The 17,163-nt window shown below is 66.2% G+C and carries 19 protein-coding genes; 10 read left to right on the top strand and 9 right to left on the bottom strand.

Annotated features, from left to right (window positions below; translation table 11 throughout):
- The first annotated feature begins 85 nt into the window (after window positions 1-85).
- From ACQR1I_RS28145 to ACQR1I_RS28125, 5 genes are read left to right on the top strand one after another with little or no spacing between them, the layout of a single operon-like run.
- Window positions 86-688 (top strand): DUF1285 domain-containing protein, encoded by a 603-nt coding sequence (locus ACQR1I_RS28145; RefSeq protein ID WP_434868576.1) that lies wholly within the window; start codon window positions 86-88, stop codon window positions 686-688.
- A 26-nt stretch (window positions 689-714) separates the two neighbouring features.
- Window positions 715-1,359 carry a CoA pyrophosphatase gene (locus ACQR1I_RS28140; protein ID WP_434868790.1) on the top strand — a complete coding sequence of 215 codons (645 nt, stop codon included), beginning with the start codon at window positions 715-717 and terminating at the stop codon, window positions 1,357-1,359.
- Window positions 1,356-1,619, top strand: coding sequence for a DUF6111 family protein (locus tag ACQR1I_RS28135; protein WP_434868575.1), 264 nt, complete (start codon window positions 1,356-1,358; stop codon window positions 1,617-1,619). Before ACQR1I_RS28140 ends, ACQR1I_RS28135 begins: the two co-directional genes overlap by 4 nt.
- Window positions 1,616-2,869 carry a CCA tRNA nucleotidyltransferase gene (locus tag ACQR1I_RS28130; protein WP_434868574.1) on the top strand — a complete coding sequence of 418 codons (1,254 nt, stop codon included), beginning with the start codon at window positions 1,616-1,618 and terminating at the stop codon, window positions 2,867-2,869. The genes ACQR1I_RS28135 and ACQR1I_RS28130 overlap by 4 nt, the downstream gene beginning before the upstream one ends.
- Window positions 2,866-3,642 (top strand): TSUP family transporter, encoded by a 777-nt coding sequence (locus tag ACQR1I_RS28125; protein ID WP_434868573.1) that lies wholly within the window; start codon window positions 2,866-2,868, stop codon window positions 3,640-3,642. Before ACQR1I_RS28130 ends, ACQR1I_RS28125 begins: the two co-directional genes overlap by 4 nt.
- Before the next feature lie 12 nt (window positions 3,643-3,654).
- On the opposite strand, the gene ACQR1I_RS28120 is transcribed toward ACQR1I_RS28125, so the two are convergent.
- From ACQR1I_RS28120 to ACQR1I_RS28110, 3 genes are all read right to left on the bottom strand, one after another.
- On the bottom strand, window positions 3,655-5,595 hold the full coding sequence (locus tag ACQR1I_RS28120) for a diguanylate cyclase (RefSeq protein ID WP_434868572.1): 1,941 nt from the start codon (window positions 5,593-5,595) through the stop codon (window positions 3,655-3,657).
- A gap of 684 nt (window positions 5,596-6,279) precedes the next feature.
- On the bottom strand, window positions 6,280-7,179 hold the full coding sequence (locus ACQR1I_RS28115; RefSeq protein ID WP_434868571.1) for an MBL fold metallo-hydrolase: 900 nt from the start codon (window positions 7,177-7,179) through the stop codon (window positions 6,280-6,282).
- 103 nt (window positions 7,180-7,282) lie between these two features.
- The gene (locus ACQR1I_RS28110) at window positions 7,283-7,915 is read right to left on the bottom strand and encodes a DsbA family protein (RefSeq protein ID WP_434868570.1); all 633 of its coding nucleotides are present in this window, start codon (window positions 7,913-7,915) and stop codon (window positions 7,283-7,285) included.
- Between the two features lie 117 nt (window positions 7,916-8,032).
- On the opposite strand from ACQR1I_RS28110, the gene ACQR1I_RS28105 reads away from it, so the two are divergent.
- A complete protein-coding gene (locus ACQR1I_RS28105; protein ID WP_434868569.1) occupies window positions 8,033-8,947 on the top strand; it encodes a LysR substrate-binding domain-containing protein in 915 nt (304 codons plus the stop codon).
- A 9-nt stretch (window positions 8,948-8,956) separates the two neighbouring features.
- On the opposite strand, the gene ACQR1I_RS28100 is transcribed toward ACQR1I_RS28105, so the two are convergent.
- From ACQR1I_RS28100 to ACQR1I_RS28080, 5 genes are all read right to left on the bottom strand, one after another.
- The gene (locus ACQR1I_RS28100; RefSeq protein WP_434868568.1) at window positions 8,957-9,685 is read right to left on the bottom strand and encodes an HAD family hydrolase; all 729 of its coding nucleotides are present in this window, start codon (window positions 9,683-9,685) and stop codon (window positions 8,957-8,959) included.
- Window positions 9,686-9,717: 32 nt separating this feature from the next.
- Window positions 9,718-10,605: an oxygen-dependent coproporphyrinogen oxidase gene (gene hemF / locus ACQR1I_RS28095; protein WP_434868567.1), complete on the bottom strand. Its 888-nt coding sequence runs from the start codon at window positions 10,603-10,605 to the stop codon at window positions 9,718-9,720.
- Between the two features lie 102 nt (window positions 10,606-10,707).
- Window positions 10,708-11,073: a 6-pyruvoyl trahydropterin synthase family protein gene (locus ACQR1I_RS28090; RefSeq protein WP_434868566.1), complete on the bottom strand. Its 366-nt coding sequence runs from the start codon at window positions 11,071-11,073 to the stop codon at window positions 10,708-10,710.
- Window positions 11,074-11,090: 17 nt separating this feature from the next.
- Window positions 11,091-11,723, bottom strand: coding sequence for a 7-carboxy-7-deazaguanine synthase (gene queE / locus ACQR1I_RS28085; RefSeq protein ID WP_434868565.1), 633 nt, complete (start codon window positions 11,721-11,723; stop codon window positions 11,091-11,093).
- Window positions 11,720-12,205, bottom strand: a complete 486-nt coding sequence (locus ACQR1I_RS28080; protein ID WP_434868564.1) for a tRNA (cytidine(34)-2'-O)-methyltransferase — start codon at window positions 12,203-12,205, stop codon at window positions 11,720-11,722. Before ACQR1I_RS28080 ends, queE begins: the two co-directional genes overlap by 4 nt.
- A gap of 266 nt (window positions 12,206-12,471) precedes the next feature.
- Between ACQR1I_RS28080 and petA the strand changes: the two genes are divergently transcribed.
- The 4 genes from petA to ACQR1I_RS28060 all read left to right on the top strand — a co-directional run bounded on the left by petA (window position 12,472) and on the right by ACQR1I_RS28060 (window position 16,629).
- Entirely contained in the window at window positions 12,472-13,002 is a 531-nt protein-coding gene (gene petA / locus ACQR1I_RS28075) for a ubiquinol-cytochrome c reductase iron-sulfur subunit (RefSeq protein WP_434868789.1), read from the top strand.
- A 62-nt stretch (window positions 13,003-13,064) separates the two neighbouring features.
- The gene (locus tag ACQR1I_RS28070) at window positions 13,065-15,128 is read left to right on the top strand and encodes a cytochrome c1 (protein WP_434868563.1); all 2,064 of its coding nucleotides are present in this window, start codon (window positions 13,065-13,067) and stop codon (window positions 15,126-15,128) included.
- Window positions 15,129-15,503: 375 nt separating this feature from the next.
- Window positions 15,504-15,836, top strand: coding sequence for a YnfA family protein (locus ACQR1I_RS28065; RefSeq protein ID WP_434868562.1), 333 nt, complete (start codon window positions 15,504-15,506; stop codon window positions 15,834-15,836).
- Window positions 15,837-15,954: 118 nt separating this feature from the next.
- Window positions 15,955-16,629: a dienelactone hydrolase family protein gene (locus ACQR1I_RS28060; RefSeq protein WP_434868561.1), complete on the top strand. Its 675-nt coding sequence runs from the start codon at window positions 15,955-15,957 to the stop codon at window positions 16,627-16,629.
- Between the two features lie 36 nt (window positions 16,630-16,665).
- Here the strand turns inward: ACQR1I_RS28060 and ACQR1I_RS28055 are convergent, their stop codons facing one another.
- The gene (locus ACQR1I_RS28055) at window positions 16,666-16,860 is read right to left on the bottom strand and encodes a hypothetical protein (RefSeq protein WP_434868560.1); all 195 of its coding nucleotides are present in this window, start codon (window positions 16,858-16,860) and stop codon (window positions 16,666-16,668) included.
- Window positions 16,861-17,163: the final 303 nt, after the last annotated feature.

Genomic DNA, 17,163 nt, shown 5'->3' with positions numbered 1-17,163 from the left:
CACTGCCGCCAGGAACTTTTGCACAGACGAGCGCGATCAATCCTGCACCAATCGTGCCAAGGTGCACGCAAACTCAAGGCAAACCATGGCGAAGCAAGGGCAGACAACCGACCACGGACTCGAGCGGCTGACATCCGCCGCAGCGCAGGCCGACGCATCCGGCAAAGGCCTGCCGCCGGTGCATCTGTGGAATCCGCCATTCTGCGGCGATCTCGACATGCGAATCGCTGCCGATGGTAGCTGGTACTACATGGGCACGCCAATCGGCCGGCCTGCGCTGGTGCGGCTGTTCTCCACCATTCTCAAGCGCGAGGATGACCGATATTTCCTGGTCACGCCGGTCGAGAAGGTCGGCATCCGCGTCGATGATGCGCCGTTCATGGCGGTAGAAATGCGGAAACAGCGCGATGCGGGCGGCATGGCGCTGCATTTCCGCACCAATGTCGACGATTGGGTCGCCTGCGACGCGGAGCACCGGCTGCGCTTCGAGCCGGGCGAAAGCGGCGGCCTCACGCCCTATCTGCACGTCCGCGCCGATCTCTGGGCCAAGGTGACGCGGGCGCTCTATTATGAGCTGGTTGACATGGGTGAGGAGCGGATGATCGATGGTGAGGTCATGTTCGGGGTGGAATCATCAGGTGCATTCTTCCCCATGGCCAATGCAGAAGAGGTGAGGGCGGCGCTTTGAACGAGCCCAGGGTGGCGACGAATGTGATGGCCGCAGTAGGCTCGGCCGAGTTCTTTGCGCGCGGCCGCGAGCGGCTGCGTTTCGATGTTCCGCCGGCGCTGCTCGATCCGGACGTGATTCCGACCAGCGGCGATTCCGGCACCGACCGCATGCTCGAGATCATCGCCCGCGAGCAGCCGATCCGCCCCGCGGCGGTGCTGATACCGGTGGTCGATCACCCCGAGCCGACGGTGCTGCTGACTCAGCGCTCGCCGAACCTCTCCAGCCACGCCGGACAGATCGCGTTCCCGGGCGGCAAGATCGACGTCACCGACGCCACGCCGCTCGATGCCGCCTTGCGCGAGGCCGAGGAGGAGGTCGGGCTCGATCGCAGCTTCGTCGATCCGATCGGCTATCTCGACGTCTACGGCACCGCCTTCGGCTTCCGCATCCTGCCCACGGTGGCGCGGGTGCGGCCGGGATTTTCGCTTCGGATCAACGAAGGCGAGGTCGATGATGCCTTCGAGGTGCCGCTGGCCTTCCTGATGGACCCGGCCAATCACCAGCTGCATTCCAAGGAGTTTCGCGGCATGGAGCGCTCGTATTACGCGATGCCGTTCGCCGAGCGATACATCTGGGGTGCGACAGCCGGAATCCTCCGGGTGCTCTACGAGCGGATCTACCTGCCATGATCCGGCCTGTGTTGACGGAAATCGGAATCTTCCTCATTCCTTTTGCCCTCTATGTGCTGTTCTTGATCGCGACCCGGTCCGGGCTGCTCGTGCCAGCCTCATGGCCGCTGCATCTGGTCGCAAAGCTGACGGTGGCCGCGCTGGTGTTGGTGATTGCAAGTCTGGTCATGCTCGCGGAATTCTCCGGCGCACCGCCGCGTTCCACCTACGTGCCCGCTCACATCGAGAACGGCAGGCTCGTCCCCGGAGTCGAGAAATGACCGACGCGCGGGTGCTGAGTGCGCCCTGGCTCTCGTCCGGCCCGGCGGCGCGGGTGCTCGCGCTGCTCAATTGCGACGGCGAGGAAGCGCGGGTGGTGGGAGGCGCCGTGCGCAACGCGCTGCTCGGCATCGACATCGGCGACATCGACATCGCCACCACGGCGCTGCCGACCGAGGTGATCCGGCGCGCCAAGACGGCGTCGATCAAGAGCGTGCCGACCGGCATCGATCATGGCACCGTAACGCTGGTGCTCGACGGCCATCCGTTCGAGGTCACGACCTTGCGCCTGGACACCGAGACATTCGGCCGCAAGGCCAAGGTCGAGTTCGGCCGGGACTGGGTCGGCGACGCGCACCGGCGCGATTTCACCATCAATGCGCTGTCGGTCGGCCCGGACGGGCGCATTCACGATCATGTCGGCGGGCTCGACGACATCGCCGCGCGTCGCGTGCGCTTCATCGGCGATCCCGCGCAGCGCATCGCCGAGGACTATCTGCGCATCCTGCGCTTCTTCCGCATTCACGCCGCCTTCGGCCACGGTGATCCCGATCGCGACGGCTATCTCGCCTGCATCGCCGGCCGCGCCGGGCTTGCGACATTGTCGGCCGAGCGCGTGCGGATGGAGATGCTGAAGCTCGTCGTCACCGCTGGCGCGGTCGGCGCGCTCACCGCGATGGCCGAGGGCGGGTTGCTGACGACGCTGCTCGGCGGCGTCGCCTATCTCGGCCCGTTCGCGGCGATGATCGAGATCGAGCGCGAGCTGGCGCTGCCGGCGAGCCCGGTCCGCCGTCTCGCCGCGCTCGCGGTTGCTGTCACCGAAGACGCGCGCCGCCTCGGCGTCAGGCTGAAGCTCTCCAATGCCGAGACCAAGGCGCTCGACGGCATGGGCCACCGCTGGTGGCGCTTTGCCTCGGCCGATGAAGCGCGCGTGCGGCGGCTGTTGTATCGTCTCGGCGAGACGGTCTATCGCGATCGCCTGCTGCTCGGCTGGGCGCGCGCGGGCAATGATCGCGACGATCCGCGCTGGCGCGAGCGCGCGCTGTTGCCGCAGCGCTTCACGCCGCCGAAATTGCCGCTGAAGGCCGCCGATTTCATCGCCCGCGGGGTTGCCGAAGGACCGCTCCTCGGTCATGTGCTCACCCTCGCAGAGGATGCCTGGTTGGCGGCGGACTTCCCGCTCGACGAGGCCTCGCTGAACGCGATCGCCGATCAGGCGGCGGCGCGTGTCAACCGCGACGGACGTTCATGAATTTTCTGGCAGGCTTTGCCGACATCTCGTTCCTGCAACTCCTGCTCGTCGCCGCCGTCGCTTTGTTTGCTTCCATCATCGGTGGTCTCGCCGGCTACGGCACCGGCGCCCTGATGCCGCTTGTGCTGGTGCCGATGGTCGGCGCCGAGCCGGTGGTACCGATCATCGCGATCTCGGCGATCCTCACCAATCTCAGCCGCGTCGCCGCCTACTTCCAGCAAGCCGATCGCACAAGGGCCGGCATCGTCATCATCGCGGCCGCGCTGACGACGGCGCTCGGCGCCTACGGCTACACGCGGCTGACAAATGCCGGCGCGGCGTTCGTCATCGGCACGATGCTGATCATGAGCGTTCCGCTGCGGCGGATCCTGCGCAAGCGCGACGTGCGGATCGGCAATGGCGGGTTGGCCGCCGGCGCCGTCGGCTACGGCGTGCTCGTCGGCGGCACCTCCGGCTCGGGTGTGATCCTGCTGTCGCTGCTGATGGCTGCCGGCCTCGAAGGCGCGGCGGTCATCGCCACCGACGCGATGATCTCGGTGGCGACGGGCCTCATCAAGATCTCGGTGTTCGGCCTCGCCGGCGTGGTCACGGCGCAGGTGCTCGCCTTCGCGCTGCTGATTGGCGCGGTCGCGGTGCCCGGCGCATTCCTCGCCAAGGCCTTCGTCGCGCGCATGCCGGTGCATATCCACGCCGCGATCCTGGATGCCGCTGTCATCACCGGCGGCACCGTGATGATTGCCTCAGCGCTGCGACATCTGCTGCCGGCGGGGTAGTCGCAAGCGGCGTTACGCCACGCGCTGGTCCGCATCCTCGTCGGGCGGCGCGATCGTGCCCGTCTCGGCGCGCGCGACGATGGCGTCGAGCGTGGCGACGGCCCGGTTCGTCACCTCGTCGATCGGCGGCACCATGCCGCCCGAGGCGAGCTCGACGCGATTGCGGCCCTTCTGCTTGGCGCGGTACAGCGCGCCGTCGGCGACGCGCAGGATCTCCGGCAGCTCGATGCCGGCCTCGGGATAGGCGGCGACGCCGACCGAGACCGTCACCGGCGGCAGCATGCATTCGCCATAGCTGACGTTGAGCGCCTCGACGCGGGCGCGCAGCTCCTCGGCGCGCAGCGCGGCCTCCTCGATGGCGCAGTTCGGCAGCAGCACGACGAACTCCTCGCCCCCGAGCCGGCAGGGCACGTCGTCGTCGCGGAACGTCGCCTTCAGGATCTCGCCGACGTGACGCAGCACCGCGTCGCCGGCCTCGTGGCCGTGGTTGTCGTTGAAAGACTTGAAGTGATCGATGTCCAGGGTCACCACGCTTAGCGGCGTATGCTTGCGCGAGGCGCGCAGCAGCTCGCGGCGCGCCGTCTGGATCAGGCAGCGGCGGTTGTTCAGCCCCGTCAGCGCGTCGCGCAGCGACTGGTCGCGCAGGCCTTCGCGCAGCTTCATGTTGGCGATGGCGATCGACAGATGCTCGGCGCAGGCGAGCGCCAGCCGGGCACGATCGGCGAACCTGGCCTTGGCGTCTTCGGCGCTCTCCTCGCCCTTGAACGCATACTCGACGTGTAGGAGACCAACGGTCTCGCCATGGGCCAGGATCGGGATGCAGCAATAGTTCTCGTTGGCACCGTCATGGACGTGATCGCAGCGGAATTCGACCTCGCTGGTGCCGTGGATGTAGACATGGCCGCGCCGCAGGCTCCAGCAATCGTCCGGATGCAGCGACCGCGTGCGGGCCTGGCCGTTCCATTCGGCGGCGACATCGAGCACGTCGCGGCTGTCCGCATAGATGTAGAGGGCGCCGGTGCATTCGGGCATCAGGCCACCGAGCACCGTCGAGATCATCTGGTAGAGCTCGGGTTCGGACTTGGCCGATTGCAGCCATTCGCTGAGCTCGGACAGGGTGCGCGTCGCCGCGTTCAGCCGCTCGTTCTCGACCAGGCTGATGCGGAAGAAGGCCAGCGCCCGCGCCATCATGCCGAGCTCGTTGCTGTGGCCGGCGTAGGGGATCTCGGTGTCCAGGCGCCCGCGCGCGATCGCTTCCATGCTCTGGGTGATGCGGAAGATCGGCAGCGAGACGTGGCGAGTGACGTAGCCGAGCGTGGCAAGCCCGATCAGCACGCTGATGCCGTTGACGGTCCACAGCACCAGGCGAAACAGCCGCGCATCGAGATTGGCGTTGTCGATCGCCGTGTCGGCGCGATGGTCGGCCAGCTTCGTGGCGTGCCCGATCGCATCGACCACGGCCTGGAAGACGGGCGGCATGTCGATGTTGACGACTCGCTCGAGCCGTTCGCGGTTGGCGCCGACCTCCGGCTCGAGCATCACGGCCTGCAGCTTCAGGTACAGGCTCCATTTGTGGATGAACTGCTCGAACGCCATCTTCATCGGCGTATCGGCGCCGATCGTTTCCTTGAAACGCGCGATCTTCGCGTCGGCTTCGGCGGTGCGCAGCCGCAATTCCTGCTCGGCATCGGCACGCGGCTCGACCGCCGTGGACAGCGCGGCGCGGATCGCGACGAGATGGGTGTGGGCGATCTGGGTCTCGAGATTGCCGAGCGCGTGAATCTGCGGCAGGCGATCATGGTTGATGATCTCGACCGCGCTCTGCAGCGCCGACAGCCGCATCGTCGCCATGACAGACACGCCGCCGAGGATCGCCAGCAGGAGAAAGACGGAGGTCAGGAGCGAGTTCTTGATCGACACGCTCAGCGAGATCTGCGGCAGATTGAGAGACATGACACCGACGCTGCACCAACGGCTTGCGATCGGTCGAAGCGGCGCGCGCGGAAGCGCCGCCCTTTCTCCTTCCAAGCCCCCGTAGCGAGTAGAGATGCGTGCCGATTTCAATTCGGTTACGTCGGTTCCGTATTGCTCCGGGGGCGGCCGCGACCGCTGCGGCTGGTTAACGTCGCGTGTGTCGCAGCGGTGAATGCCGTCCTAATACGGCGCCTGGCATGGCTGCAGGGCTATCGCACATGGTTTGCCGGTGCGGGATTGCCGTGGCCTCATGATTTTCAATGTGATGCGAAAACATCGCCCGAACGCGTCGCAAGAGCGACGCTCCTCACCCTGAGGGCCAAGCGAGGGAGTGGCCGCTGCACACGGGACCATGAACACGCCAAGCTTTCGCTCCTCACCCTGAGGAGCGCGCCACTTGGCGCGCGTCTCGAAGGGCGAGGCCCGGCCGCTGGGCCTCATGGTTCGAGACGCGCCGTCATTGATGCTGATTGCGATAGCTCGACCGGTGGCGCGGCGCTCCTCACCATGAGGAGCTGGCTCCGACGCCGGAGTTGCACATTTGACCATGAGCAGCGTGTTCATGGAGAGGGGTAAGCGCCGAAGCCGGAGCCCCAGCATGGTTGGGAGCCCATATCGGGAGCAGGTGTTGTCGTGCAGTGGCGCGAGAGGGGGGGCCGGGTGTCAGCCCCACTTCATCTCGCCCTTCGCGACCTTGGCGCCGATGTCGAGTGCCACGCCCATGCCGAGGCCCGGAAACCTGGCCTCCATCGCAGCCTTCAACGCCGCAGCATCCTTGGCCTTGGCGAGCTCTTCTTCGAAGGCGACGAGATAGTCCTTGGTATGCCGGACGCCGGAGAGGTCGGTCGGCGCGTCGGCCACGCCGTGGCCGGCGACCACGATGGCCGGTGCGCGCGCTGCGATCTTGTCGAGGTTCGCGATCCAGGCGGCGCGCTGCTCTTTGCTCTGTGTATCAGCGGTCCAGACATGGACGCCCGAGAAGATCATGACGCCGCCGAACACGGCTTTCAGCGAGGGCACCCAGAGGAAGCGGCGGTTGGCGAGGCCGTCGGCGTTCACGATCTCGACCGTCTCGCCGTCGACCGACAGAGACGGGCCGTCGAAAGCCTCGGGGAGCACGATGTCGGCCATCGTCTGCGGGCCGTTCTCCTTGAGCTGCGGTCCCCACACCGCGAGCTTCTTCTCGACATTGCCCTTGATCGCTTCGACGGTGGCCGTCGCGGCGATCACCTTGACCCCGGGGAAGGCGTCGCGGATCGGCTTCAGGCTGAAGTAATAGTCCGGGTCGGACTGGCTGACATAGATCGCGGTCAGCTTCTTGCCGGACGCCTTGATCGCGGCCGCCACGGCGTGGCCGTCCGGATAGTTGAAGCCGCCGTCGATCAGCAGCGCTTCGGTCGGACCCCACAGCAGCACGGGCGCGCGGAAGAAGCCGTTGGGGCCGGCTGGAAAATGCGTCCAGTCGAGCTTGGTGTCCGCAGCTTGACCGCTCTCGGACGCGCCGAGAATGGCGGCGGCGCCGCCGGCCACTGCTGAGGTCATGATCTGTCTCCGTGTGAACATGTGGGATTTCCTGGTGATGATGAAGGACGCGGGAAGGCAGCAGCTCGCAACGCCTGCAACGGGTTGCTGCAGGGTGCGGTCTCGACGGTGCGAACTGATCGGTTCAGGCCGCGCTAAGCTGCGCGAGCAGATTATCAAAGGGTGGTTCGAACAGGCCGTTGCCACGCAGTGGCTTCTGGGTCGGTCCGTCACCGGCCAGCAGGGCCGGCACGCCCGTGAGGCCGTGGCGCCGCATCAGCGTCTGCGCGACCTGCACACGACGGCGATGGGTCTCCACGACCTCCTGATCCTTGGACAGCAGTCGCGCCGCGGCGTCGCCAAGTCCCATCGATTGGAGAAGCTCGCTGACGCCGGTGACGCTGACGATGTCCTGCCCGAGCACGTAGCGTGCCAGCTGCAGCTCCTTCAGCGCCGTCATCTCGCGCGCGGGATCGGTGACGTGAACCGCGGTCAGGCCGAACGAGGCGGCGGTCGAGTCGAACGGGCCGCCGGCGCCCAGAATGCGCGTGCGGTAGTCGTCCGAGAAGCGCTGTCCGGTGAGTTCGGCGATGCGCTGGTCGTTGCGCCAGGCATAGGAGGCGAACTGCGCGTCCATCATGCGCGCGCCCCTGTCGGCGAACAGGCCGGTCGGCAGCAGTTCGAGCGTGACGTCGTCGAGTTCGGCGAGCTTGTCGAGGGCGGGGCGCGCGCCGTAGCACCAGCCGCACAGCGGATCGAACAGGTAGGTCAGTCGCATGCTGAAAATCCTGTCTTGGAGGGGTATGGCGCTGAGATAGCGCGCTCTCCTTTGTTGATAAAGGCGGCATAATCGGACAAACTGTATGCCTAGAACATACAATTGTTGGAAGGCGGTATGGAGCCGATCAACCTCAATCGCCTGGTCTACTTCGCCGCCGTGGTGGATGCGGCGTCGTTCACCCGGGCCGCCGACCGGCTCGGGATCACCAAGGCTGTCGTCAGCCAGCAGGTCGCCGCGCTCGAGCGCGAGCTGAAGACCGATCTGCTGGTGCGCACCACGCGGCGCGTCGAGCCGACGGAAGCCGGCCGGCTGCTGCATGCGCGATGCGCCGCGATCCTGCGCGAGGCTGACAGTGCGATGGCCGAATTGGCGCAGTCCAACGCCGAGCCGATGGGGCTGCTGCGGATCGCCGCGCCGAACGATTACGGCACCTACATTCTCGCAGCGATCGCAACGGCGTTCTCGCGCAGCTATCCGGCCTGCCGGGTCGATCTGGTGCTCGCCGACAGCAGGGTGGACCTGATCGCCAACCAGATCGACCTCTCGATCCGGGTGGGCTGGCTCGACGACTCCACGCTGCAGACGCGCCGGATCGACAGCTTCCGCCAGTTGCTGGTGGCCGCGCCGGGCGTGGTCAAGCGGGTCGCACATCCGCGGGACCTCGCCGCGCTGCCGTTCATCGCGAATGCCGCGCTGAGCGCGCCGCTGGCCTGGCAGTTCGCGAAGGGCGATGCGGAGCGGGAGAGCGTCCAGATGAGCCAGGCGTTGACCATCAACACGACGCCTGCCGTGCTCGCTGCGACCGTGGCCGGCGGCGGTCTTGCGGTGCTGCCGGACTTCCTGATCAGAAACGATCTTGCGGCGGGACGACTCGTTCACATCCTGCCGTCCTGGACGCTGCCGTCCGGCGGCATCCACGTCGTCTATCCGGCCGCGCGCTTTCGCGCGCCGAAGGTGACGGCGTTCGTGGCGATGCTGATGGACGCGCACAAGCGCATGGCGGCGGGTGCGCCGAAACGGCCGCGATGAGCGGGAAGCCTAGCGCGCCGGCACCAGCTCGGTCAGCGAGCGGATGATGCGGTCGGGCTTGACGTGGGTGCCTTCGGGCAGGCCATCGCCATGGACGTCGATCCAGATCGCATAGATGCCGAGCCGCTGCGGCGCCTCGATCTCCCATTCCAGATTGTCGCCGATCATCCAGGTGTCTTCGGGGCCGACGCCGAGCCGCTCCATCGCGTGCCAATAGGCGCGCTCCTCCGGCTTGCCGAAGCCGTGCTCGCCCTCGATCTGGATGTGGTCGAAGCGATGCGCAAGCGCGAAGCGCTCGATCTTGGCGCGCTGCTGGCCGGCCTCGCCGTTCGTGACCAGCGCAAGCTTGATACCGCGCGCCTTGAATTCGTCGATCGCCTCGTGCGCCCCGGGGAAGACGAACATCTGCTCGTCGCGATAGGTGGTGAAGCGGTCGGCCATGCGGATGGCAAGCTCGGTCGGCAGGGCAGGGCCGTCGCTGCTCAGCGCCGCGAAGCCGCCTTTCACCACCTCCTGCCGCGCCTGCATCAGCTTCAACCGCCACTCGGCGCCGGCCACCGACCAGAAGCTGCGCGCCGAGGTCAGGATCGCCGCCGCCACATCCTGCGAGCGATGCGGCGCCAACTCGTCGGCGAACTCGGTGGCGATGATGTTCCAGGCGATCTCGGGTCGGCCATAGGCCGACAGGATGGTGTCGTCCATGTCGATCAGCATGGCGCGGGGCAGGGTGATGGTCATAACGAGGCTTACGGATCAATCAAACGCGGGTTTCAGGGCCATTTCACTTCAGGCGGCATCGACGACAGAATGGACTCCACATTGCCACCGGTTTTCAGCCCAAATGTGGTGCCGCGGTCATAAAGCAGGTTGAATTCGACATAGCGTCCGCGCCGGATCAGCTGCTCCTCGCGGTCGGCGTCGGTCCAGGGTGTGGCGAAATTGCGCCGCACCAGCTCCGGATAAATCTTCAGGAAGGCGCGGCCGACGTCCTGGGTGAAGGCGAGATCGGCGTCCCAGTCGCCGGAATCGTGGTGGTCGTAGAAGATGCCGCCGATGCCGCGCGGCTCCTTGCGGTGGGGCAGGTAGAAGTACTCGTCGCACCAGCGCTTGTATTTGTCATAGGAAGCAACGGAGGCGTGCGCATCGCAGGCGCCCTGCATCGCGGCGTGGAATGCGACCGTATCCGGGTCCTCCTGGTTGCGCCGGCGATCCAGCACGGGCGTGAGATCGGCGCCGCCGCCGAACCAGGCCTTGGTGGTGACCACGAAGCGGGTGTTCATGTGCACCGCCGGCACGTGCGGCGACCACAGATGCGCGATCAGCGAGATGCCGGAGGCCCAGAACCGCGGGTCCTCCGAGGCGCCCGGAATCTGGCTGCGGAATTCCGGCGCGAACTCGCCATGCACGGTCGAGCAGTGCACGCCGACCTTCTCGAACAGCCGGCCGTGCATCATGCTCATGACGCCGCCGCCGCCGTGTCCGCCGCCATGGTCGGTGCGCTCCCAGGGGGTGCGCACGAACCGGCTCGGGGCGCGCGGATAGAGTTCGGCTGGCGCCTCGTCCTCGAGCCGCTCGAACGCCGCGCAGATCTGGTCGCGCAGGCTCTCGAACCAGGCACGGGCGCGGGCCTTGCGATCCTCGATGGCGGCAGTGGTCATGGACGTCCCCCGGCAGTTGTCATTTCGTCTCCCTGTCAAGAGTCCATGACAGCAGGAGCTGACAGCATTGTTGCACTACGGGTTCGGTCCTACCACAATCGATCAGTCCTGCGGACCGAAATAGGTGCAGGTCTCGCGGCAGCTGTCGCGATGGACGCTGACCCTGGTGACGTGGCCGATGGAGCGGACGCGCTCGTAGATGAAGCGCGACAGGTTCTCCAAAGTCGGCAGCCCGATGGCCTCGATCCGGTTCAGGAACTTGTGGTCGAGCGTGGCCTGGATCTCGCCCAGGCGCTGCGTCAGCACGCCGAAATCCACCACCATCCCCGTCTTGGGGTCTGGCGTGCCGCGCACCGTCACCTCGGCGCGGAAGGAGTGGCCGTGGATCTCCTGGCTTACCTCGCCGAGCGTCGTGTGCGCCAGCGCATGCGCGGCCTCGAAGGTGAACGACTTGGTCAATTCCCACATCGGTTCGTTAACAATCCCTATCTGATGCCGATCATCTTGTGCGTCTGCAGGCTGAGCCGCCATTGCGGATGATGCTGGCAATATTGAATCGCGCGCGCCGTGTTCGCGGCCGCCTCCGGCCCGTCCATCGGCTGCAGCGAGAAGCGCTCGAAGGCGAGGTCGGCAAACCGCTCCGGCTCGGCGCCGTCCTGCGGAAAGACGAGCTTGAGCTCGTGGCCTTGCCGGAGCTTCAGCTCGGCGCCGGCTTTCGGGCTGACGCAGATCCAGTCGATGCCGTCGGGCGGCAGCAACGTGCCGTTGGTCTCGATGCCGACCGCGAAGCCCTGGGCGTGGAGTGCCGCGATCAGGTCGGCATCGACCTGCAGCAGCGGCTCGCCGCCGGTGAGGATCGTATAGCGGTCGGCGGACCCGCCTGTCCATTGCCCGGCGATGGCCGCGGCCAGATCAGCGGCGCTGTCGTAGCGGCCGCCCAGCGTGCCGTGGGTGCCGACGAAATCGGTGTCACAGAACCGGCAGATGGCGCCGGCGCGATCGGCCTCGCGGCCGCTCCACAAATTGCAACCGGCGAAGCGGCAGAACACGGCGGCGCGGCCCGCCTGGGCGCCTTCGCCCTGCAGGGTCATGAAGATTTCCTTCACCGCGTAGCTCACGCATCCGCTCCTTTGGCCGATTGCAATTGGACGAATTGTCCAACCTGGCGCAGCGCCTCGCCGGCCGCCATGGCGGCGGCCATCGCGACGTTCAGTGAACGCAGACCAGGCTTGAGCGGAATGCGGAGCCGTGCATCGGCCCTGTCCGCGACCGTGTCGGGCACGCCGGCACTCTCGCGCCCGAGCAGCAGGATGTCGTCCGGGCGATAGCTGAAGTCGAGATACGAGGTCGCGGCCTTGGTCGTCAGCAGCAGCAGGCGGTGGCCTTTCGCCGCCCGCCAGCTCTCGAACGCGCTCCAGGAATCGTGCCGCTGCCAATTCAGCTGGTCGAGATAGTCCATCCCGGCGCGGCGGAACTGGCGGTCTGACACCGGAAACCCCGCCGGCTCGATGATATGGGCGGCGAGCCCGAGGCAGGCGCACAGCCGTAGAATCGTTCCGGTGTTCTGCGGGATGTCTGGCTGATAGAGCGCGATCTGCATGCGAATTGGTCTTAGGTATGATGCGGAAAGTCCGCTTGCTCAGCGGGATTTGGTGCATGGCGTGCTGCGGGGCCGATAGCGGGCTTGCGCGCGTATCGCAAGAGTGCCAATAGAACGATTCTGAGCGGCTTGTTCCACCAGGGGCGGTGGAACGAGCTGTTTGCTGCCGCCGCGGGGGACGCGGGCGCCGGCAGGCATCTCCCGATCACGTGCATTCCAACGTCGAGCGGGGCGGTTGCACCGGCTGCAACGAAGAAAGGGTTGGAATCGTGACAGCGACTACTGCGGATCATCCGACACGCCGGGATTTTCTTTTCGTCGCCACGGGCGCGACTGCAGCGGTCGGTGGCGTGGCCGCCCTGTGGCCCTTCATCTCTCAGATGAATCCCGATGCCTCGACCATCGCGGCCGGTGCGCCGATCGAGGTCGACCTCACCCCGGTCGCCGAAGGACAGGACATCAAGGTGTTCTGGCGCGGCAAGCCGATCTACATCTCCCACCGCACCAAGAAGCAGGTCGAGGAGGTCCGCGCGGTTCCGGTCTCGAGCCTGATCGATCCGGCGAGCGACCAGTCTCGCACCAAGGAAGGCCACGAGCAGTGGCTGATCGTGATCGGCATCTGCACCCATCTGGGTTGCATCCCGATCGCCCACGAAGGCAATTACGACGGCTTCTTCTGCCCGTGCCACGGCTCGCAATACGACGCCTCCGGCCGCGTCCGCCAGGGGCCGGCGCCGCTCAACCTGCCTGTCCCGCCCTATCAGTTCGTTTCCGACACCAAGATCCAGATCGGCTGAGCGGACGTTACGTCCGCAAGCTCAAGCTCGATCGTGCAAGATAATTCTTTCAGGAACGCATCATGAGTGGACCTTCTACCTACCAGCCGAGCCACCCCGCCTTGCAGTGGCTCGAGCAGCGACTCCCCATCATCGGCCTGGTCCACTCGTCCTTCGTTGCCTATCCGACGCCGCGCAACCTGAACTACTGGTGGACCTTCGGCGCCATCCTCTCGATGATGCTTGGCGTGCAGATCGTCACCGGCGTCATCCTGGCGATGCATTACACGCCGCACGCCGACCTCGCCTTCAAGTCGGTCGAGCTGATCGTCCGCGACGTGAACTACGGCTGGCTGCTGCGCAACATGCACGCCTGCGGCGCGTCGATGTTCTTCCTCGCCGTCTACATCCACATGTTCCGCGGCCTCTATTACGGGTCATACAAGGCGCCGCGCGAGGTGCTCTGGATCCTCGGCGTCATCATCTACCTGCTGATGATGGCCACGGGCTTCATGGGTTACGTGCTGCCGTGGGGCCAGATGAGCTTCTGGGGCGCCACCGTCATCACCAACCTGTTCTCGGCCGTGCCGTATTTCGGCGAGAGCATCGTGACCCTGCTGTGGGGCGGCTACTCCGTCGGTAACCCCACGCTGAACCGTTTCTTTGCGCTCCACTATTTGCTGCCGTTCCTGATCGCCGGCGTGGTCGTGCTGCACGTCTGGGCGCTGCACGTCGCCGGTCAGAACAACCCGGCCGGAGTCGAGCCCAAGACCGAAAAGGACATGGTGCCGTTCACGCCGTATGCGACGATCAAGGACTTCTTCGGCGTCACCTGCTTCCTGATCTTCTATTCCTGGTTCATCTTCTATATGCCGAACTATCTCGGCGAGGCCGACAACTACATCCCGGCCAACCCGGCGGTGACGCCGGCGCACATCGTGCCGGAATGGTACTACCTGCCGTTCTACGCCATCCTGCGCTCGATCCCCAACAAGCTGGCCGGCGTCGTGGCGATGTTTGCGGCGATCATCGTGCTGGTGTTCCTGCCCTGGCTCGACGCTGCCAAGACCCGTTCGAACAAGTACCGTCCGCTCGGCAAGCAGTTCTTCTGGATCTTCGTCGTGGTCTGCATCGGCCTCGGCTATCTCGGCGCGCAGCCGCCGGAAGGCGTCTACGTCGTGCTCGGGCGCATCCTGACGGTGCTGTACTTCGCCTACTTCCTGATCGTGCTGCCGCTGCTCGCCCGCATCGAGACGCCGCGTCCGCTGCCGAACTCGATCGCCGACGACGTGCTGGCCAAGTCCGGCAAGGTGGTAGCCAGCGGCGCCATCGCCCTGGTCGCAGCCGCGTCCCTGCTGTTCGGCAGTGTCGGCGACGCCCGGGCCAACGAGGGCACCGAGATGCCGCCGTCGGCCAAGTGGTCGTTCGCCGGCCCGTTCGGCAAGTTCGACCGCGGCGCCGTGCAGCGCGGCCTGAAGATCTACAAGGAAGTCTGCTCGAACTGCCACTCGCTGAACTACGTGGCGTTCCGCAACCTCGCCGAGCCCGGCGGTCCCGGCTACTCGGTGGCCCAGGCGGCGGCGTTTGCGTCCGAGTACAAGATCAAGGACGGCCCGAACGATGCCGGCGAGATGTTCGAGCGTCCGGGCCGCCCGGCCGACTACTTCCCGGCGCCGTTCCCGAACGAGCAGGCGGCGCGCTCGGCCAATGGCGGCGCGGCTCCGCCGGACCTGTCGCTGATCGCCAAGGCCCGCTCCTACAAGCGCGGCTTCCCCTGGTTCCTGATCGACTTCTTCACCCAGTTCCAGGAGCAGGGCCCGAACTACGTCAACGCCCTGCTGCAGGGCTATGAGGACACCCCGCCGCACGGCGTCACCATTCCGGACGGCTCGTATTACAACAAGTACTTCCCCGGCAACGCGATCAAGATGCCGAAGCCGCTTTCCGACGGCCAGGTCACCTTCGACGACGGCTCGCCGACGACGGTCGCGCAGTACGCTCACGACGTGTCGACCTTCCTGATGTGGACCGCCGAGCCGCACATGGAAGCCCGCAAGCGTCTCGGCTACCAGGTCTTCGTCTTCCTGATCATCTTCGCCGGCCTGATGTACTTCACCAAAAAGCGCGTCTGGGCCGCCGCGCACTGAGCGGTGTGATCACAGCATGAGATTGAAAAAGCCCCCGCCGGGGGCTTTTTTGTTGGCTTCTGTCCGTTGGACTCGAACTGGCTCAGCGCGAGCGGTCTACTCCCTCTCCCCGTCCTTACGGGGAGAGGGGCGGGGTGAGGGGCAGCCACACGGGCAGTGCGCGTGATGAGAGCTCCGAGTCAGTGGCAGACGCGCCAGACTTGTGCGCGGATAGACCTGTACCCCCTCACCCGGATTGCATCTTCGATGCAATCCGACCTCTCCCCGCAAGCGGGGCGAGGTGCACCGAGCGAGCCGCGGGACGTGTGGCCAACAACGGGACGCCATCGAAGCTCTCGTGCCATAGCAACACTTGCGAGACAACGGAGCCGCCCCATGCCCTCACTCCTCGCCTTCGCCGGCGCCGCCGTCCTCGAGATCGGCGGCTGCTTCGCGTTCTGGGCGTGGCTGCGACTGGGACAGTCGCCGCTGTGGCTGGCGCCGGGCATCGCCGCGCTGGCTGGCTTCGCCGCGCTGCTTACCGTCGTAGACAGCCCGCTCGCCGGCCGCGCCTATGCCGCCTATGGCGGCATCTACATCGTCGTAGCGCTCACATGGGGCTGGCTGGTCGAAGGCCGTCACCCCGATCTCTGGGATATCGCCGGCGCCATGATCTGCATCGCCGGCATGGCCGTCATCCTGTTCGCGCCGCGCGCCATGCCGGTGTAACGCGCGGCCTGGATGACCGCTCACGTTCGAGCGAAAGCAGGTGGCCTGCCGTCGCGTCGAACGCCCATTTGCGCTAAACCGCGATCCCAACCCCAATCAGAAACTGCGGAGGATCATCATGGGCACATTGATCAGCTTCAAGCGTCCCGACGGCCAGGAGGCCAAGGGCTATCTCGCCAAGGCGGCGCGCGCCGATGCGCCCGGCGTTGTCGTCATCCAGGAATGGTGGGGCCTGCAGGACCAGATCAAGGGCATGGCCGACCGCTTCGCGCTGGCCGGCTTCAACGCGCTGGCGCCGGACCTCTACAAGGGGGTGGTGGTGCCGTATCACGACACGGATGCCGCCGGGCGCGAGATGAACTCGCTCGATTTCATGGATGCGACCACGCAAACCGTGCGCGGCGCCGCGCAATATCTGGCGCGCAATGGCGCCAAGGTCGGGCTGACCGGTTTCTGCCTCGGCGGCGCGGTGACGATCATCGGCGCCACCAAGATCGATGAGCTCGCGGCCGGCGTCGTGTTCTACGGCATCCCGCCGGAGCAGGCAGCGAAGCCCGCCGACGTCAGGATCCCGCTGCAGGCCCACTTCGCCAACACCGACGATTGGTGCACGCCGGCGCTGGTCGACGGCTTTGAGAAGGCGATGCAGGCGGCGGGCAAGTCGCTCGAGCTGTATCGCTACGACGCCGAGCATGCCTTCGTGAACGAGCAGCGCATGACCGTGCACGATCGCGCCGCCGCCGAACTGGCCTGGGGCCGCGCCACAGCGTTCTTCCACAAGCATCTCGGGTGATCTGAGGGCTGCACCGAACGATCGATCGCGCGGGGATCAACCCGCGCGGGCGGTCTCGGCGTCCGTCGGCAGGGGATCGACCTCGTCGCTCACCGAACCACCGTCGGCCCGGTCTGCAGAGGCCGCACGGGTCGTCTCGTCGGCGGAGCGCCGCCGACGCTTCGTCCTTTTCGCCTGCGCTTCGAGGAAGCAATCGAGCAGCGTCTGCTGCTTCGGGAGCGCATGCGACACGGGAGGCTGTTTGCCGCGAGCCATGTTAACCAAGGTAATTCAATATGGTTAACCAATCATTGCCTACACTATGGCAAGGAGACAACAGTGTTGCCCTCGCGCCCGGCCGAGTTATGTAACTTTTTGAGAATACGACAACCGGCGGTAGGTAAGTAGGAGTGGTGCACGCGCGCAACATGAGGTTGTGGCCCTGATCACAGCCAGCGGATGCAGCTCCGCAGCCGTCGGAGCTCCGCTTATGCCCGCGAATCACCGTTGAATTGCGGGTCTTTGAGCGCCGATCACGGGCGCGTCCGGGCGTTT

The sequence above is a fragment of the Bradyrhizobium sp. HKCCYLS2038 genome, assembly GCF_051167655.1.
In the GTDB taxonomy this organism is placed as follows: domain Bacteria; phylum Pseudomonadota; class Alphaproteobacteria; order Rhizobiales; family Xanthobacteraceae; genus Bradyrhizobium.
This window is presented reverse-complemented; position numbering and strand designations above follow the sequence as displayed.